This is a genomic window from Oceanospirillum sediminis (genome assembly GCF_014164585.1).
Classification (GTDB): domain Bacteria; phylum Pseudomonadota; class Gammaproteobacteria; order Pseudomonadales; family Halomonadaceae; genus Oceanospirillum; species Oceanospirillum sediminis.
The window spans coordinates 28,353-45,032 of record NZ_JACJFM010000040.1 but is presented as its reverse complement, the minus strand read 5'-3'; the positions used below and the strand labels follow the sequence as shown (position 1 = coordinate 45,032).

The following is a 16,680-nucleotide window of genomic DNA, read 5'->3' as shown; positions in this document are numbered from 1 at the left end:
GCAAAAATAAGTGCATTTTTTGTAAAAAAGTTACAGCAGCTCTGAAACGAGCAGCAAAAGCAGGGAAATCAGAGGGTTAGCAAAAGCACGACAAAGCTATATGCCAGGCCTGTTTCATAGCAGGGCGACTATTCCATTAAATACAAAAGGCACTGTGACGCTTTATATCCCTTTACCTACCTCGCAGATTAAACCAGTGCAACGAAAAACATGCTTTTTATAGAAATGTTTCTTTTCACTTTATCGACGACTAACAGCGTTTCTTAATACCTGCGGCACGACATTGCCAGGGATTATATTGATTACATGATCTGTTTTCCGCCGACAGAGTTTGATCATGCGGCGAGAACCATACCTTATTTTTATTAAAACAATGAGTTAAAAAATATGGCATATATTTTTCATAACCAAAATCAGTTTTAAATTTCTCGACTGAGGTTATGGAAAATGCTGAGCATCAATTCAACACGTAGTGAAACCTTAATTAAGCAGGATAATCATCAGAAAGTTGAGGCTAAACCTGCTCAGGATACCTCAGCGAAATCCCAGGAGACCAGCGCTACAGCAACCAGAGTTGCTAATCAGGGAGTGACCTTATCTGACCGGGCATTGAGAATACAGAAGCTGAATGAAGAGTTTTTTGCCGATGGGCCTGGCAGTCTGCGCATTACGCCGACATTTATTTCACGTTTGGAAGAGTACGGTCTGATTAATAATGCTGAAGCCAGAAGACTGACACCTCTGGCAACAGAAGCATCAACGTCTGACTCTGACAGAGAAGATAAGGGTACTCTGAAAGAACTGATGGAATTTGCGGATCGTTTCAGTAAGGAGTTAAAAGAGCAGGATGAAGAACATGCATTGCTGGATACACTGGATAAGGCTAAATCTGTTCTGAGCAACTTCAACGGTGCTCAGCCATCTTCCTCCAATGCTAATATCCGTTTGATTGCTGAAGAGCTGAGCCGCTATAGTCGCTCAGAAGAGGGAGAAATTATGAGCGATGAAAACAAAAGCTCTCTGCAAAAACTGGAGCTATCTATGCGTATCGCTGACCGCCTGAATCCCACTGCGATGACCAATAGTAAAGTCAATGGGTATCTTTCTGTGCTGAATCGTCTGTATTGATTGTGAGCTGTGTTAATCCTGACCTGATACGTTTATCAGTCAACTAAATTACTGCTGTCAGCGTAGTCCGACTTTATCTCTTTACACCTCAGCAGGAGCCACACATTGAATCCATACAGAAAAGGGCTATTTTCCTTTTGATTTTATCAGGAAAATAAGGAAACAATAGCCCTGTTATTTTACACACTTCTCTGTATTGAAAGGTTTACTCTGCATGAGTCATCTTCCTGATTCAGAAGCCTCTGAATTTTTCCTGAAACGTTCCGCAAGTTTTAGCTTATTTCTCTGGTTAAGTTTTTGTCGTTTTGTTGAGCAGGGTAAAGTATTGTCCCTGAACTCACAGGCCTGTTCAGACATCTCATCCTCAGTGTCTGGAACGCCGACTTCTCTGCAACAATGGCTGACATTATGGCAGCAACAAGCTTTCAGGCCTCAGCACCTTATACGTTTGCCCTGGTGGTTATGGGGGGTATGTCTTATTACAGGGGCTGTGACGATGTCAGGGGTGCTGGCAGTACAGGCAGGAGGCATAATTAATATCTGGCTCCCCCTGTTTCTATTTGCTTTTTTCCCCTGCTTATTATCATTGTTAACGGCGGTCTCGGCAGCATCCAGCCCGGAAAAACCTCGTCATCCACCACTGGGATATCACTGGCTCGCAGAGCGTTACCAGTTGCCAGACTTTCAGCCAAATCACTTGTTACTTCGCCCCTGGCTGGCTCGACAGCTTCAGCAAGGCGCCAGTCTGATGGTGCTGGGTGGGCTTATCGCTTTTTTTGTCTTTGCGACTTTTCAGGAAATACGTTTTTACTGGTCTTCAACCTTTATTCAGAATTATGAAACGATGGCAGCAATCTTTCACTGGATTGCCCTACCCTGGCAGTTATGGCTGGAGGCACCGGCTCTTTCCGTGGTAGAAGCCAGCCAGTTCAGCGTACAGCCTTTTGCGGAGCCAGGACAAACCGAACAAAGCTCCGAACTCTGGTCTTTTGTGGTAGCAGCGGTACTGACCTATGGCCTGCTACCCCGCTTACTACTCATGGCACTGTTTAATTATCAGCTGAAATCCCGACTGGGCCGGGCTATACAAACATCGGTTGTACCGGAGCAATTTCTGAACCATCAGCAGCATACGGTTTCTATTGATCCGTTGCAGCAAGAGGAAGCACCAGAAGATCAACCGCAAGACACTATGCCTGTTGCCACTAAAACAGAAACAGAAGAAAAAGCAACAAAGCGCCCTGACCAGCAAGAGCCTCAGACTGAAACTGAGATCAAATCTCAGCCCCGGATTCAAGAACCAGCATTAACAGGTTATCAGGTTGGCTGGCGTTTAAGTGAAACAGAGATACCTGTCCGCCATAATCTGGGACTGGCGTCATGGCAGGCTGATGAGGACTGGTTGAATCAGCTTTCCACTGTTGAAACGGAAGCTATTGCTCTGATTGCAGATCTCTGGCAAATCCCTACCGGTGAACTGGCAGATATAGCAGAACAGCTTCGGGATAAAGGCGTTACGCTGAGACTAATTCTGATTAATGCTCAGAATATTGCGGCTGAACGCACAGATGTTCAGCTAAAAACCTGGCAGTTTTTTGCAGACCGGCATCAACTGCCTCTGGAGCAATCCAGCAAACATGACCTGATGGCTTCATTAACGCATGATACTGAACGTTCTGAGGGGAAAAACGGATGATCAGCGATTTAATCGTGGGAAACACTCAATGAATCTGCCAGAATTTGCCGTAGTGGGGCATCCGAATAAGGGCAAATCCAGTATTGTCTCGACACTGACTCGTCAGGATGACGTCAGTATCTCGGAAATCTCAGGCACGACAACTCGTTCGCAATCCTTTACCTGCTCGGTTGATGGTCAGCCTTTGTACCACCTGATTGACACTCCGGGCTTTCAAAGACCACGTCAGGTGCTGGCCTGGCTGGAACAGCATGCCGACAATGCTTCTCAACGCGCTGAAACGGTAAAGGCTTTTCTGGCTGAACAGGCTTCTCAGGAAAGCAACCGGTTTCAGGATGAAACTGAGCTTTTGACTCCAGTCATGCAGGGTGCAGGTATTATTTATGTCGTGGACGGGTCTTTGCCATATTCGCCAGAATATGAAGCTGAAATGTCGGTGTTACAATGGACCGGGCAACCCCGTATGGCGCTGATCAATCCTATTAGCGGTGCGGATTATGTTCCCCAGTGGCAATCCGCCCTGTCGCAGTTTTTCAGTATCGTGCGGGTGTTTGATCCCATGAGCGCGAATGATGAAAAAAAGCGGGCAGTATTATCAGCCTTTGCGGAACTGTATGAACCCTGGCGCCATCAACTGGAGCAGGCCCTGCAACACTTAGAAGACCATAGCAACAAGCTGGAAGCGCAGAGTGCTTATCTGATTGCAGAAAGCCTGGGGCGCATCCTGTCCGAAACACGCCAGATTAAAGTGCCCGTACAGTTCACCGAAAGCCTGTTAAAACAGCAACTGGCTACGCAATATCAGAAAACATTAAGAGAGCATGAAGAGCACTTTCGTCAGCAGATACAAGCGATGTACGCCCTGACGCAACTACAGACTGATGCAGGGCAATTACAGGCAGATTTTCCAGATATGTTCGACCAGTCCACCTGGTATATTTTCGGACTGGATCGAAAAAAACTGATCGCCTTATCTGCCGCTGCAGGAGCAGCGTCCGGAGCGATCATTGATGCAGGAGTAGGTGGCGCCTCTCTGATGACCGGTGCTCTGACCGGTGGCATAGTTACCGGGCTGGCATCACTGGCAGCCACCCGAAAAACAGATGCACTTAATATTAAAGGGGTTCCTCTGGCCGGAAAAATGCTGACAGCCGGACCAGTTAAAGATACCGGTTTTGCCTTTGTTATTCTGGGTCGTTTACTGGACTTTGCGGATGCCGTGGGTAGCAGAAATCATGCTCAGCGGCAGCTTCTTAATGTGCAGGAGCGGGGCATGACGCACCGGACAAAGTTGCTCAGTAAAACTCAGCAAGTTCAACTCACCCGGTTATTACTGAAAGGGCAGAAGGGACTCAGCCAGAAAGAGATGACGCTGCTGGCAGATCTGATTCGGGCATTACGCCTGGTTGATGAATAGGTGAAGGATAGAGCAATATGGCACTGAGTTCTGAAACGGTTTTTATATCGCCACAGAACTCAGTTGTTTTTGGAATAAATCTCCGTTAACCACCCAGTTGCTCAAGCGTTTCCTGAGCATCATCGCTTCCGGAACGGGCAGCTTTATTCAACCAGAGCAGACCTACGCTTTCGCTTTTCGCAACACCTTTGCCCTGGTAGTACATTTTTCCTAATAGCGTCATCGCATGAATATCGCCCTGTTCTGCCGCCTGATTTAACCAGCGTAGTCCCTGAACAGAACTGGGTGCAACACCTTTACCCTGATAATACATCCAGCCCAGATTAGTCATGGCTCGGGTGAAGCCCTGGTCAGCGGCCTTACGATACCATTGAACCGCAGCCACATCATTCTGCTCAACACCACGTCCATTGGCATACATCCAGGCCAGATCGGTCATGCCTCTGGCATCATCCCTCTCAGCAGCTTGTCTGTACCAGTAAGCAGCCATATCATCATTTTGTTCAACACCATGCCCCATCAGGTACATCCAGCCCAGGTCGGCCATCGCCCGGCCATACCCCCTGTCAGCCGCCAGACGAAACCATTGCAACGCTTTATCAGTACTGGCATCAAACCCATTGCCATCAAAAAACATCCAGCCCAGATCTGTCATAGCTGAAGCTGAACCTTGCTCTGCTGCTCTATAATACCAGTGAGCAGCTAAATGATGGCTCTGCTCAGTACCCTGACCGACAAAATACATCCATCCCAGATTACGCATTGCTCCGGCATTACCAAGACCTGCAGCCTGCTCATACCAGTACAGAGCTTTCTGGTCATTCTTATCGACGCCATTGCCCTGAGCATACATCCATCCCATGTTGGTCATTGCATCAGCATTTCCTTTTGCCGCAGCCCGGCTATACCAATCAATGGCGGTCATATCATCCGGTAAAACACCAATGCCTTTCTGATAGATCCAGCCCATCTTAGCCATCGATTCAGCATTCCCTTTGCCCGCGGACTCCCGATCCATATGCAATGTCTGGGGAGGCAACTCCTTATAAGGGGTACTGTCACTGGTACTGGCAAAAAGAGGCAGCCCGGTCAGACATAAACAGCTTACTAATAGAGGGCGTAACATAAGACTCAACCTGTCAGAATAATCAGAACGAGACACAAAAACGATTTGATTTAATCCGGTGTTTCATTCAATAGATAAGTATAGACAAAACTCCGGACTGTATATGACGGCGATGTTCTCTGACATGGCTTATTTCGGCAAAATCCGGATGACTGATGCTGAATTACATCTGGTCACAATACAGGTTTCATTTCAACTAATTTTCGAAGAAACCCAACATTTACAAGGGAATTATCAATGATATGTACTGATTAAAAGCCCACTGTATATACAGCGGGCTCCGGCCTTAAGAATAATTTTGCCTGAGATAGAGAAGATGACAGCAATTACTCACTGACGGAACGGGCAATCACCTGATCCGGTTTGCTTTTATGGACGGCTTTTGTCTTACGGCTGGCAGTAATCAAAGGAACGCATTGCTTATCATCATGATAGATCACTTCACACTCCAGACACTGGATACACTCGTTATAATCAATCTGGCCATCCGGATGGATCGCTTTAATACCACAACGATGATTACAGAGTTTACAGGGAGAACCGCAGGCCTTCCGACGAGGCAGCCAGCGTAGCAGGTGGAAACGCCCAAAGATGGCAAAACCCGCTCCCAGAGGGCACAGATAGCGGCAGAAAGGCTTATGCAGATACAATCCGGCAATCAGCAAGAGCATCGCATAAATGACAAACGGCCATTCCCGGACGAACCCCATAGTAATGGCGGTTTTGAATGGCTCCACTTCAGCTGCCTGCTCAGCGGTGCCAACTGAGGTTAAGCTGGTGACGACCAGGGCTGTGAAGATCAGATATTTCAGTTTCCAGAGCTTCTGATGCAGGGCAAATGGCACCCGTTTCTGTTTCAGGCGCAGCTTTTTCTCTCCCAGCCAGGCGGCCATTTCCTGCAGTACTCCAAACGGGCATAACCAGCCACAGAAGTAACCCCTCCCCCAGATCACCAGGGTAACCAGTACATAACACCACAGGATAAAGATCACCGGATCAAGCAGTAGAATATCGCTATTGGCACTGCCGGTAATGACCTGAGCGATAGTAAATACGTTGGTAATGGATAGCTGGCCTTGAGTGATATAACCGATAAACACCAGAGTGTAGACCAGAAAGCCCCAGCGTACTGCCTGAAATAGTTTTGGCTGAGCTGTCAGCCAGCGATGAGCAAAGATAATTGATGTCAGAACCACCAGCCCCGCCAGCAGAGCAATAATGCGCTCCTGACGATCCCGCCAGATCTGCTTCCACAAAGGTTCTGGCTGTGAAGCACTCATATCCGGGATATCAAAAAAGCGCTCCGGTAGCTGATACTGACCATGAAACTCTTTGACCACATCATCGCGCAGATAACCCGGAGAACGAGTGACCATCAACGCCAGTTTCCACTGGGAAGCCGGATCAAATGGTGCAGCGGCTTTAATACGAAACACCTGGTACTCTTCAAACTCCGGTACTTCAGCTGATAACTGGCCTTCAATCTCCAGCAGACGATCCGGGTCCCGTAAGAAGTCGATATCCCGTAAGCCAATTTGCTGATCATTCTGATAAACAGCTAAACGGTCTGGAGGTGTACCAGGAACAAACTCATCACCCAATACGGAGTAAGGGCCAACAGATATCACAGCAATGGCATGTTCGCCAGTTTTCAGCTCTTCCTGCATCAGGCGCTGATAACCGGCATCACCTAAGAGATAACGACCAATACTGGGTACATTCAGGTAGGCAAAATACAGATCCGCAACCTGATCATTATCACCGACCGGTTCGTCGCCCAGACCATCGGCACTGGTATCAGAAAAGGCCTGCTCCAGCTGGTCATAACTTAATTGCAGACGCTGGATCATGCCCTGATCCAGTAATTTCTGCCAGTTCAGCGCTTCAAAGTGTTCTGTTTTAACTGTAGCGGGAGGCCGGAGTAACGGAATAATACCGATATCCTGCGCTACCTTCTGCGCTGACAGCATAACGGTTTCGTTCAACACAATAGCCGATACCGTGGCTTTGGTAATACCATCAATATACTGGTTGGCCCCTGAGGTCTTATTACGTACTGTGGCACTGGTAATTTTGATAGTGCGCCGGATATCCAGTGTCGGATACTGGGCGGCAAAGTCATTCATCGGCCCTGTACCTAAACCATGCAGAAAAATAGGTTCATGCTGCTCAACGACATGAACCCCTCTGTACAGACCATTGTGCTCAATACCGATCAGCAGTTGATAAGGTGCACCGGAAAAACCGGGTAACTTAATATAATCCCCGGACAGATAGGCGTACCCAATGACTTCTGTCACCTGATAAACCTGCCAGACAGCGACTTCATCAGTCGGTGCTTTAATTTCGGTAGCTTCCGGGAAAAGCTGTTTGATCAGGCCTCTCATCTCCGCTGGAGCGGGCTGAGCCTGTTCAGCTTTAACCGGTAACCATGGCGCAAGACATAAAAAAAACAGCGCCAGAACTCTGAACACTTGCATAAGTGCTACTCCCTGATAGATGTCACCTGAGTATCACGCAGCAGGGAGTAGCGGCTATATAGCCGTAAAGGAGCAACTTTAACTGTACTTTAGTCTTAATTGATATGAAGAATTGATCCATTCTTATATCGTAAATTCAATACCATTAAGGCGGTTTAATCATCTGGATCTGATTGAGAAAGTACTACTGTTCATTGAAGCTGACTCCGGGCTTACTTCGGGCATCTACTGTCAGCTGAAAAATATCGTTGCGAGCATAATGTCCTGATACATCCAGGTCATAACGGGCTTTGACAATCTCATTCAGATTAATTTCTGCGGTGATCAGCCCTTCCTGTTCACAGACAGGTCCAGCCAGAATATCGCCCATAGGTGAGATGATCACACTGCCACCACGAATCAGAGTTTGCTGATCCGGCCATTCCGTATTGATGCCCTGTTCTTCCGGTGAAGGCTGATACTGGCAGGCACTGATCAGAAACATACGCCCTTCGTAAGCAATATGACGCATACTGGCCTGCCAGATCTCTCTATCATCCACTGTCGATACACACCAGATCTCTACCCCCTGAGCATAAAGTGACTGACGCAAAGCAGGCATATAGTTTTCCCAGCAGATAGCACCACTGATACGTCCGGCACTGGTATCCAGTACCGGCAATGTCGAACCATCTCCCTGAGCCCAGACCAGACGCTCACTGGCCGTAGGCATCAGTTTTCGATGTTTGCCGACTAACTCCCCCTGATCTGACAGATATAAAACAGAGCAATACAAGCTGGTGCCAGCCTTTTCAATGGCGCCTACGACCAGATTACAACAGGTGTCTTTTGCCAGAGCACACAATGCTTTCACTTCCGGGCCGTCGGTTGTGATCGCCTGCTGCCAGTAAGCCAGATAATCATCCCGCCCTTGCTGAGTGCGATAGCCTATTCGAGCACCAAAATCCTGCCCTTTAGGATACCCTCCCAGTAATGCTTCAGGCATGACCACCAGTTTGCAACCGGTATCACGAATCTGATCTTTATAGCTCAGGATATTTTCCAGTGTCGCCTGAGTGCCGCGATTGTCTGAACCCAGCTGCAATGCAGCAACGGTCAGCGTATTAGCGGTCATTTTCTCCTGACGTTTATCCATCTTTTTCTTATTCGACATGATAGAGACCTCTGTGTTGTCTGTTTTCTTTATCTGAAAACACTATACTGAGCCAGACAAAAGCAATGAAATTGATAGCAGAGGTTTCAGTTATTAATCATTTTAATCTGGCAAATATCGATCTGAACCTGCTGAAGGTATTTCTGATGCTGTACCAGGAGCAGAATGTGACCCGTGCAGCAGAAAAGCTGTGCCTTGGACAACCGGCGGTTAGTGCCGCATTGAAACGTTTGCGTCAGGTATACGATGACCCGCTGTTTGAGCGTACCCAGGCTGGCATGAAGCCCACGGCACGGGCAGTGTTACTGCGCCCGGTAATACAGGATGCACTGGATAAAATAGAGCTTTCTCTGTCTCCGCGTCTGGAAAGCGATATACGCCAGCAGGTCAGAACGATTACCCTGGGGCTATCCGATGATTATGAAATTGCCTTTGGTCGTCAGCTGGTACAACTGATTCAGCAGCAGGCTCCCGGATTTCACGTTGTGTTTCAGCAGACAAATCGTGAACGGGTTGAACAGTCGATCATGACGCATCAGGTGGATCTGGCAATTACCGGTGGTAGTATCAAAGACAGCCGGATTCGTCGTCAGACTCTGGGGCAGGCAGGCTATCTTTGCCTGTATGATCCGGATTACCGTCAGGGTTCAGAAGTGATTCGACTGGAAGAGTTTGTCGCACGAAAGCACCTGCTGATCTCATTTTCTGGCCTTACCGGAGCTGTAGATGATGCGCTGGAGGAGATGAATCTGAAGCGAACTGTACAAATGTCCAGCAGTCATTTCGCAGCCGTTCCTTTCCTGTTAAAAGGCACAGATGCGTTATGTACTATTCCTGATTTTGCAGCACGCGCTGTGGCAGAAAAAAGTTCTCTGAGTTTATCGCCCTGTCCTGTACGTATGGCTGAGTTTTCCGTAGATTTATGCTGGCACTATGATGCAGTAAGGGATCCCGCCCTGATGCTGGTCAGAGATATTGTTGCAGGCTATCTGAGTGATTATTTTCAGAAATAGTCTTTGATATGACATATCAGAATGACAGACAGGCTTACAGAACCAGTATATATAAAACCAGGTCAGGCCATATATTATCTTTCAGAATCAGATAGATACGGCAATATCCTCAGAACTATTTACATGGCTGTCAGCTCTGCTTTTCATACCCGGCAATGATGGTAGTGTAACGCACCGATGATTCGAAGTATTGCTCTTTGGCTGCAATATAATCCGGGTCTGAGAAGAATTTATCCGATGAAGGCTGATACAGAAGAATCTTATGCTGAACCCTGTCTGGCTTAAAACATTTCGTACCCTGATTGAAACAGGCCACTTTACCCGTACCGCAGAGCAACTCTGTATGACACAGCCTGGTGTCAGTCAGCATGTACGCAAACTGGAAGAGGCCTGTGGTCACTCATTGATTCGTCGTGATAAAAAAAGCTTTGAACTGACAGAGCAGGGACATCAGGTGTATCTGTACGCCGGGCAACTGGAACGTAATGAAGAGGATTTATTGGAACAGCTGAACTTTGATGATCCCGAATCAGGCAGCTATCGCCTGGCCTGCTCCGGTGCTATGGCTCTCCAGTTATATCCGGTATTGCTGGACTTGCAGTGCCGTTACCCCGGATTAACGGTCCAGCTGGAAGTCGCCCCTAACTATCGAATTATCACTGATGTTCAACAGGGAACTATTGATCTGGGTATTGTGACTCAGTTACCAGCAACAGGCTTACTAAGCGTCCGGGAGATCGGGCATGAGCCTCTGTGTCTTATTCTTCCGGCCAGCCATAGAAAGTCAGCAGTTGTGAATGAGCAGATATCTGATGGGATTACGCACAAGTTGAAAACTCTGGGTATGATTCACCACCCTGATGTACTGCATTATCTGTCACTGTATTGTCATCAGGCTGGTATTCCAGCACTGAATGAACTTAACCCGGATCAGCTGCCAGTGGCAGGTTATATCAATCAACTCAGTCAGATTTTGCTGCCTGTTGCTAAGGGTCTGGGATTTACTGTACTACCTGAAAGCGCTGTGGATAGTTTTGCAGAGCCAGAAAAGCTGGAATTGTTCCAACCTGCCAACCCGGTGAGTGAGCCTTTATATCTGGTGACTAAACGTCATCGTATACTGCCAGCCCGGTTTGATACCGTAATGACCAGACTGACAGCACATTTTGCTGAGCCCTGAGTTACCTGGGGAGCTGCCGTGATCTATTATTCTGCATTGTTACTTTACAGAAGAAATACAGAAGCCCTGCTTGTATTCTCAGACGTTACCCGACCAGACTGATTTAGTTATCAAAAGGCTCTGGACGAGGGGTTTTACTGGTTGAGGGTGGTAGCTGAGGCAACACAAAGCTGGGCTGATCTCCGGTCAGAGTTCTTAGAAATGCAACCACCTTAGCGTTTTCATCGGTAGAAAATGTCCGTCCAAGCTGGAGTTTTGCCATCAGATCGACAGCCTCCTGAAGAGTTTCAGCCTCACCATCGTGGAAATATGGGTAGGTCAGCTCAACATTACGCAGAGTAGGTACTTTAAATTTAAAACGATCGGCATCTTTTCCAGTTACGCCAGCGAGTCCTTCAGCTGAGTTGCTGGTTTTATATGGTTGAACCAGCCCCATTTTCTGGAACGAGTTACCACCCAGCGCTTCACCATTGTGACAGGCTACACATCCTGATGTTTTAAAAATTTGGTACCCCTCGTGTTCGTAGCTGGTAATCGCCTGCTGATCGCCCAGCAGCCACTGGTCAAAACGAGAGTTAGGCGTGACTAGTGTTTTTTCAAATTCGGCAATAGCCTGGGTTACATTATCGATGTCAATCTGATCGGAACCAAAGACCCGCTTAAACTCGCTGGCATATTCAGGTATAGATTTAAGGACATCGACAGCCAGCATATGCGTGAATGCCATCTCCTTAGGATTCGCAATAGGGCCTCCGGCCTGCTCTTTTAAATCTGCAGCCCTGCCATCCCAGAATTGTGCCAGATTCAGACTTGAGTTCAGTACGGTCGGGGAATTAATAGGGCCTTGTTGCCAATTATGACCAATTGACGTTTTCAGGTTATCCGTGCCTCCCATACTGAGGTTATGGCATGAATTACAGGATATAAATCCAGATTTTGACAGACGAGGATCAAAGTACAGTTTTTTGCCTAACTCCACTTCGTCCAGATTGACATTCGTTACAGGTTTAATTGGCTCCACAGGTTCACTAGCATAGCTTATCATGGGAAATAGCATCATTCCTGCCAGAAGACATCCTGCTTTCTTCTTTACTAACATGGCTCTCACCTTACAGATACAACGTTAATCAAACAGAGCTGATAACCAGGCTAGCACTGGCGGCAGATCCTCATCTTTATCGGGGGCTTACTGATCAATTAAGCCCCCTTCAATACAAGGTTTAAATTTAGACTAAGTCTAACTATAAAAAGATGATATACATCAAAAAATATAAGGTAGTATTAATATTTATTAATCTTAACTATATGAAAGGAAAAAATAATGAATTGTCGATAAGACAGTCTCCACCTATGATTTGATCATTCCAGACAAAGATCTAATGATTACGAAGCCGAACAACCAGATCAATATTATCAATAGTAGTGCCTTCCGGAATACTCAGGCTCTCCAGCATCTTAGGAGTGATACTCTCTATATCAGTCAGTTCGCCAGTATCAATATTATAGAAATGATGGTGATGGCTGGTATTAGTGTCGTAAAAGCACTTCTGGCTATCAATCACCAATTCATTAACCAGACCTTTTTCGACAAAAAGCTTCAGAGTGTTATATACAGTCGCTTTAGACACTTTAATGCCATTGAATATCAGGGCTTCCTGCAGTGAATCAGCAGTAAAGTGCTGGTGCCGATCAAACAGCATATCAGCTATGGCTAAACGTTGGGCAGTAGGGTAAACACCCGAGTTTTTCAGTTTTAAGGCATGAGTAGATGTCATTTTTTTATTCATTGACTGTCATATATCAAAGCATTGTAGAAGATTTCACTGTTAAAAACTATGCAACAGCGCCCATTGAAAACGCTTCCTGAAGCACCAGGTGATATATATTTGTTTATTCCATCCTGGATAATCACATTCTCTGCATTTGCGCAGACGATCCGATAACGTCAACTTCGTGGCCTCGGTTCTGTAAAGTCCCAGAGACAGAACATTCTTAACGCTTGTTCATTAGCAAGTGTTCACGCTAAGCTTCTGACTTTATAAAAGAATCAGGAGTATTTTATGGGCGGTAAAATAAAAACAGAGACCCTTCTGGCACAGGCCGGTCATTACCTTGATCAGAAAACAGGGGCTGTGGTTCCGCCCATTCAACCTTCCACAACCTTTGCCCGTGATGAACAGGGGAATCTGTACGACAGCAGCCGCATTTATGCCAGAGATCAGAGTGTTAATGCTGAAATGGCAGAAGCGGTACTCTGCGAAATGGAGTCAGGGGCATCCTGTAAATTATTTGCGTCGGGTATGGCAGCAGCCACGGCATTAGTGCAGACATTACGTCCGGGCAATCGCCTGGTAGCCCCTTCCGTGATGTACTGGTCTTTACGGGCCTGGCTGATCTCTTTCTGTGAAGACTGGGGTATTGAGATCTCTTTTTATGACCCGGCCGATGAGGCTGATCTGGTTCGGGTGGTAAACAAAGCCCCGATTCAGATGCTCTGGGTTGAGACTCCGGCAAATCCGACCTGGCAGGTGGTGGATATCGCCCGTGCAGCTGAGCTGGCTCACAGCGCAGGCGCTCAGCTGGTCGTGGACTCTACTGTGGCAACGCCTTTACTGACTCGCCCGATTGAACTGGGCGCTGACTATGTTTTCCACTCCGCCACGAAATATATCAATGGCCATAGCGATGTTGTCGCTGGTGCTTTAATCACGGCCAAAGAAGACAGCCGCTGGGAAAAAGCCTGCAGTATTCGGGCTCAGCATGGTGGAATTCTGGGACCGTTCGAAAGCTGGTTATTATTGAGAGGCATGCGGACTATGCACGTCCGTGTTGAACGAGCCTGTGAAAATGCATTGGCTTTCGCACAGCACTTTGAAGGTTTTCCAGGTGTGGCGGAAGTGATCTACCCCGGACTGGCTTCACATCCTCAGCATGAGATTGCAGCCCGGCAGATGCAAGGTGGTTTTGGCGGTATGCTGTCCATCCGTTTTGAAGGTGGAGTTGAGCGTACAGCGAAGATTATTGGCGGACTGAAGTACTTCCTGCGCGCAACGTCTCTGGGTGGCGTAGAAAGTCTGGTTGAACACCGTGCCCTGATTGAAGGGCCGGATAGCCCGGTGCCGGATGACCTGTTACGTTTCTCGATGGGTATCGAAAATGTTGAAGATCTGATTCAGGATCTGGAGCAGGCGATAGAGTCGGCCTGATTTTTCTATTCATTTACAAACAGTTAAAACATTTCCGTAATGATTTTTTTTGCCATGTATTGCATCTGACAGACAAGCAATACATGGCTCTCCTGCTACCTGCAATCTTTTGAACAAATATACCGCAGCATCAGTGGTCATTTTCGTCCAGAATAAGCTAATATTATTAATTAACATATTAACTAAACAGGTGTTTTATTTATGTTATCAACACTGAGCACTCATGGCAGAGCGTTCTGGCCATCTGTTGAACTGACGGGCGGTGTACTGTTTCTGATGTGTCTGCTGGCTCTGGCAGATACGTTAAAACTAGCTGAAACCGCACAGCAGGCGACGGTTCTGGCCTGCCTGTTTGTTATGGCTGAATTACCCCGTTTACCTGCCCGTCAGAGAAAGCAGATTCTTACTCTGGCAGGTATCGGTTTTGCCTTTGCTAGCTGGGCCTGGTGGCAGGGCAGTACACTGAAGCTGTTGGAGTTGATGGGAGAACATCTGAAACTGGTGATGCTGTTAACAGCCGTTAACTTTATCAGTATGGCAACCCGGCTGGAACGCAGTGGAGATATGACTGGAGTGAAAAGCTTTGGCTTTACTCTGGGAGGCATGCACCTGTTTTCGGCAATTGCGAACTTCTCTGCCGTCATCATGGTAGGAGATCAGGTAAAACGAAAAGACCGGCTGGATGCTTTGTCTCAGCTGATTCTGTCACGAGGATTTGGTCTGGCAGTATTGTGGTCACCGTTTCTGAGTATCCTGGCGCTGGTACTGGAGCAAGTGCCCGGCGCTGAACTGTATGAGATCTATCCTTACTCTGTTTCTCTGGCCGTAATTGGTTTAGGGCTTTGTTTGCTGGATGCCCGTTTACGTTATCCACAGGACTTGAATCAGTATGATGGCTATCCGCTGAAAACGTCTGCCCTGAGCTTGCCTGCAATAATGATAGTTGGTGTACTGGGGCTGACAGCGATGTATCCAGAGATACCCACTGTGGCAATTGTATCCGGTATTGCTATGCTGACGCCTTTTATTCTGGTGTGTCTGCGTAACCCGGTTATCACAGGAATTCGCATGACTCAGACCCATATCAGGACAAAACTGCCTGATGCCCGCTCTGAAATTTCTCTGTTTCTGGCTGCAGGTGTGTTGGCTGGTGGAGTAAAAGCCTGTATCGGTGCAGGACTGATTGCTCTGCCATTTACAGAAACCAATGCCCTGGTAGCCTCGGTTGTATTGTGCTCAATTGTGCTGCTGGCCCATGCTGGCTTGCATCAGCTGGCCGTGGTCGCCATTTTTGCCGGTTTACTGGCCGATGTCACCACAACACCAACCTTGATGGCAGTGGCTTACGTACTGGCCACGGCACTGTCGATGGCAGGCAGCACATTCAGTGGACTGAATTTTATTATGCAGGCCCGTTATCACACTCCGGCACGGGATATTGTCAGGGTGAATTCCGTCTTTACTCTGACCATGCTGGCGATTGGCTGTACAGCGCTCTGGCTGATGGAACTGATGGGTGTGCAATAAGAAAAGATCTGGTCAGAACGGTAAGTAACGGATCTTACTGAATGGATATCTCTTCTGACTGACAGAAGAGATATCCTGAATAGTGAGCTTAATTGAGTCAGAGGAAATCAGGTGTAAAGGATCAGGGAGCCAGCTCTGACATTTTATCCAGATAGTCACTGTCGTATCCTGGAATATCAGCAATATCGGTATAGCTGACACCCGAGGCATTAAACATTTTTGCCACCGCTTTAAATGAATCCTCGTGGTGTTTACCGTTTTTTCTTCTCAGGTAAAACACGTCTTTAATCCCGACCTGAATAATGGCCTGAGCACAGATATGACAGGGAAACTGGGTGGCGTAAATGGCCGTGCCTTTCAGGTCAAAAGGCGTACTGTTATAGATGGCATTCTGCTCAGCATGCACAACATAGGTATGTTTGGATCTTAAAACATCTTCGTCGTCATCGGACCAGAAGTCAGGATCTTTATCATCACAACCATTGGGCAGGCCGTTATAGCCAATACCTACGATCTTGTTATCCGGCGTGACAATACAGGCGCCATTCTGGGTCTTCCGGTCTTTAGAGCGAAAGGAAGACAGCAAGGCGATCGACATAAAATAAGTGGGCCACGACAGATAGTCTGTTTTCATTCCGGTATTATTTTCAGAGTGAGTCATAGAATTTAAGCCTGACTAAGCACACAGTTACATATTCTTTTTATATGCTCTGCATCATACCGTAAATATCAGGCACCGAGTAGCGTAACTCAT

The 16,680-nt window shown here is 47.2% G+C and carries 13 protein-coding genes; 7 read left to right on the top strand and 6 right to left on the bottom strand.

Features of this window, described 5'->3' with window-relative positions:
* Window positions 1-447 precede the first annotated feature (447 nt).
* From H4O21_RS20510 to H4O21_RS20500, 3 genes are all read left to right on the top strand, one after another.
* Entirely contained in the window at window positions 448-1,128 is a 681-nt protein-coding gene (locus H4O21_RS20510) for a hypothetical protein (protein WP_182810766.1), read from the top strand.
* A gap of 214 nt (window positions 1,129-1,342) precedes the next feature.
* A complete protein-coding gene (locus H4O21_RS20505) occupies window positions 1,343-2,824 on the top strand; it encodes a DUF2868 domain-containing protein (protein WP_182810765.1) in 1,482 nt (493 codons plus the stop codon).
* A 28-nt stretch (window positions 2,825-2,852) separates the two neighbouring features.
* Window positions 2,853-4,241: a DUF3482 domain-containing protein gene (locus H4O21_RS20500; RefSeq protein WP_220495771.1), complete on the top strand. Its 1,389-nt coding sequence runs from the start codon at window positions 2,853-2,855 to the stop codon at window positions 4,239-4,241.
* An 85-nt stretch (window positions 4,242-4,326) separates the two neighbouring features.
* Here the strand turns inward: H4O21_RS20500 and H4O21_RS20495 are convergent, their stop codons facing one another.
* From H4O21_RS20495 to H4O21_RS20485, 3 genes are all read right to left on the bottom strand, one after another.
* A complete protein-coding gene (locus H4O21_RS20495) occupies window positions 4,327-5,367 on the bottom strand; it encodes an SEL1-like repeat protein (protein WP_182810763.1) in 1,041 nt (346 codons plus the stop codon).
* Between the two features lie 326 nt (window positions 5,368-5,693).
* Entirely contained in the window at window positions 5,694-7,847 is a 2,154-nt protein-coding gene (locus tag H4O21_RS20490) for a 4Fe-4S binding protein (RefSeq protein ID WP_182810762.1), read from the bottom strand.
* A 184-nt stretch (window positions 7,848-8,031) separates the two neighbouring features.
* Window positions 8,032-9,000 carry a carbon-nitrogen hydrolase family protein gene (locus H4O21_RS20485; protein WP_255487395.1) on the bottom strand — a complete coding sequence of 323 codons (969 nt, stop codon included), beginning with the start codon at window positions 8,998-9,000 and terminating at the stop codon, window positions 8,032-8,034.
* Between the two features lie 65 nt (window positions 9,001-9,065).
* On the opposite strand from H4O21_RS20485, the gene H4O21_RS20480 reads away from it, so the two are divergent.
* Window positions 9,066-10,013: a LysR substrate-binding domain-containing protein gene (locus H4O21_RS20480; RefSeq protein ID WP_182810761.1), complete on the top strand. Its 948-nt coding sequence runs from the start codon at window positions 9,066-9,068 to the stop codon at window positions 10,011-10,013.
* Between the two features lie 262 nt (window positions 10,014-10,275).
* Window positions 10,276-11,193: a LysR family transcriptional regulator gene (locus H4O21_RS20475; RefSeq protein ID WP_182810760.1), complete on the top strand. Its 918-nt coding sequence runs from the start codon at window positions 10,276-10,278 to the stop codon at window positions 11,191-11,193.
* Between the two features lie 103 nt (window positions 11,194-11,296).
* Here the strand turns inward: H4O21_RS20475 and H4O21_RS20470 are convergent, their stop codons facing one another.
* Both H4O21_RS20470 and H4O21_RS20465 read right to left on the bottom strand, forming a co-directional pair.
* The gene (locus tag H4O21_RS20470) at window positions 11,297-12,292 is read right to left on the bottom strand and encodes a cytochrome-c peroxidase (protein WP_182810759.1); all 996 of its coding nucleotides are present in this window, start codon (window positions 12,290-12,292) and stop codon (window positions 11,297-11,299) included.
* Window positions 12,293-12,569: 277 nt separating this feature from the next.
* A complete protein-coding gene (locus tag H4O21_RS20465; protein ID WP_182810758.1) occupies window positions 12,570-12,968 on the bottom strand; it encodes a Fur family transcriptional regulator in 399 nt (132 codons plus the stop codon).
* A gap of 285 nt (window positions 12,969-13,253) precedes the next feature.
* Here H4O21_RS20465 and H4O21_RS20460 point away from each other — a divergent pair, with 285 nt between their 5' ends.
* Entirely contained in the window at window positions 13,254-14,399 is a 1,146-nt protein-coding gene (locus tag H4O21_RS20460; protein WP_182810757.1) for a trans-sulfuration enzyme family protein, read from the top strand.
* 201 nt (window positions 14,400-14,600) lie between these two features.
* Window positions 14,601-15,926, top strand: a complete 1,326-nt coding sequence (locus tag H4O21_RS20455; RefSeq protein ID WP_182810756.1) for a hypothetical protein — start codon at window positions 14,601-14,603, stop codon at window positions 15,924-15,926.
* A gap of 121 nt (window positions 15,927-16,047) precedes the next feature.
* Here the strand turns inward: H4O21_RS20455 and H4O21_RS20450 are convergent, their stop codons facing one another.
* Entirely contained in the window at window positions 16,048-16,587 is a 540-nt protein-coding gene (locus H4O21_RS20450) for a deoxycytidylate deaminase (protein WP_255487394.1), read from the bottom strand.
* Window positions 16,588-16,680: the final 93 nt, after the last annotated feature.

Coding starts and splice junctions, on each gene's coding strand:
- H4O21_RS20450 (WP_255487394.1), bottom strand. CDS start 16,587: ATGACTCACTCTGAAAATAATACCGGAATGAAAACAGACTATCTGTCG.
- H4O21_RS20500 (WP_220495771.1), top strand. CDS start 2,853: ATGAATCTGCCAGAATTTGCCGTAGTGGGGCATCCGAATAAGGGCAAA.
- H4O21_RS20455 (WP_182810756.1), top strand. CDS start 14,601: ATGTTATCAACACTGAGCACTCATGGCAGAGCGTTCTGGCCATCTGTT.
- H4O21_RS20475 (WP_182810760.1), top strand. CDS start 10,276: ATGCTGAACCCTGTCTGGCTTAAAACATTTCGTACCCTGATTGAAACA.
- H4O21_RS20480 (WP_182810761.1), top strand. CDS start 9,066: ATGAAATTGATAGCAGAGGTTTCAGTTATTAATCATTTTAATCTGGCA.
- H4O21_RS20470 (WP_182810759.1), bottom strand. CDS start 12,292: ATGTTAGTAAAGAAGAAAGCAGGATGTCTTCTGGCAGGAATGATGCTA.
- H4O21_RS20490 (WP_182810762.1), bottom strand. CDS start 7,847: ATGCAAGTGTTCAGAGTTCTGGCGCTGTTTTTTTTATGTCTTGCGCCA.
- H4O21_RS20505 (WP_182810765.1), top strand. CDS start 1,343: ATGAGTCATCTTCCTGATTCAGAAGCCTCTGAATTTTTCCTGAAACGT.
- H4O21_RS20460 (WP_182810757.1), top strand. CDS start 13,254: ATGGGCGGTAAAATAAAAACAGAGACCCTTCTGGCACAGGCCGGTCAT.
- H4O21_RS20495 (WP_182810763.1), bottom strand. CDS start 5,367: ATGTTACGCCCTCTATTAGTAAGCTGTTTATGTCTGACCGGGCTGCCT.
- H4O21_RS20510 (WP_182810766.1), top strand. CDS start 448: ATGCTGAGCATCAATTCAACACGTAGTGAAACCTTAATTAAGCAGGAT.
- H4O21_RS20465 (WP_182810758.1), bottom strand. CDS start 12,968: ATGACATCTACTCATGCCTTAAAACTGAAAAACTCGGGTGTTTACCCT.
- H4O21_RS20485 (WP_255487395.1), bottom strand. CDS start 9,000: ATGTCGAATAAGAAAAAGATGGATAAACGTCAGGAGAAAATGACCGCT.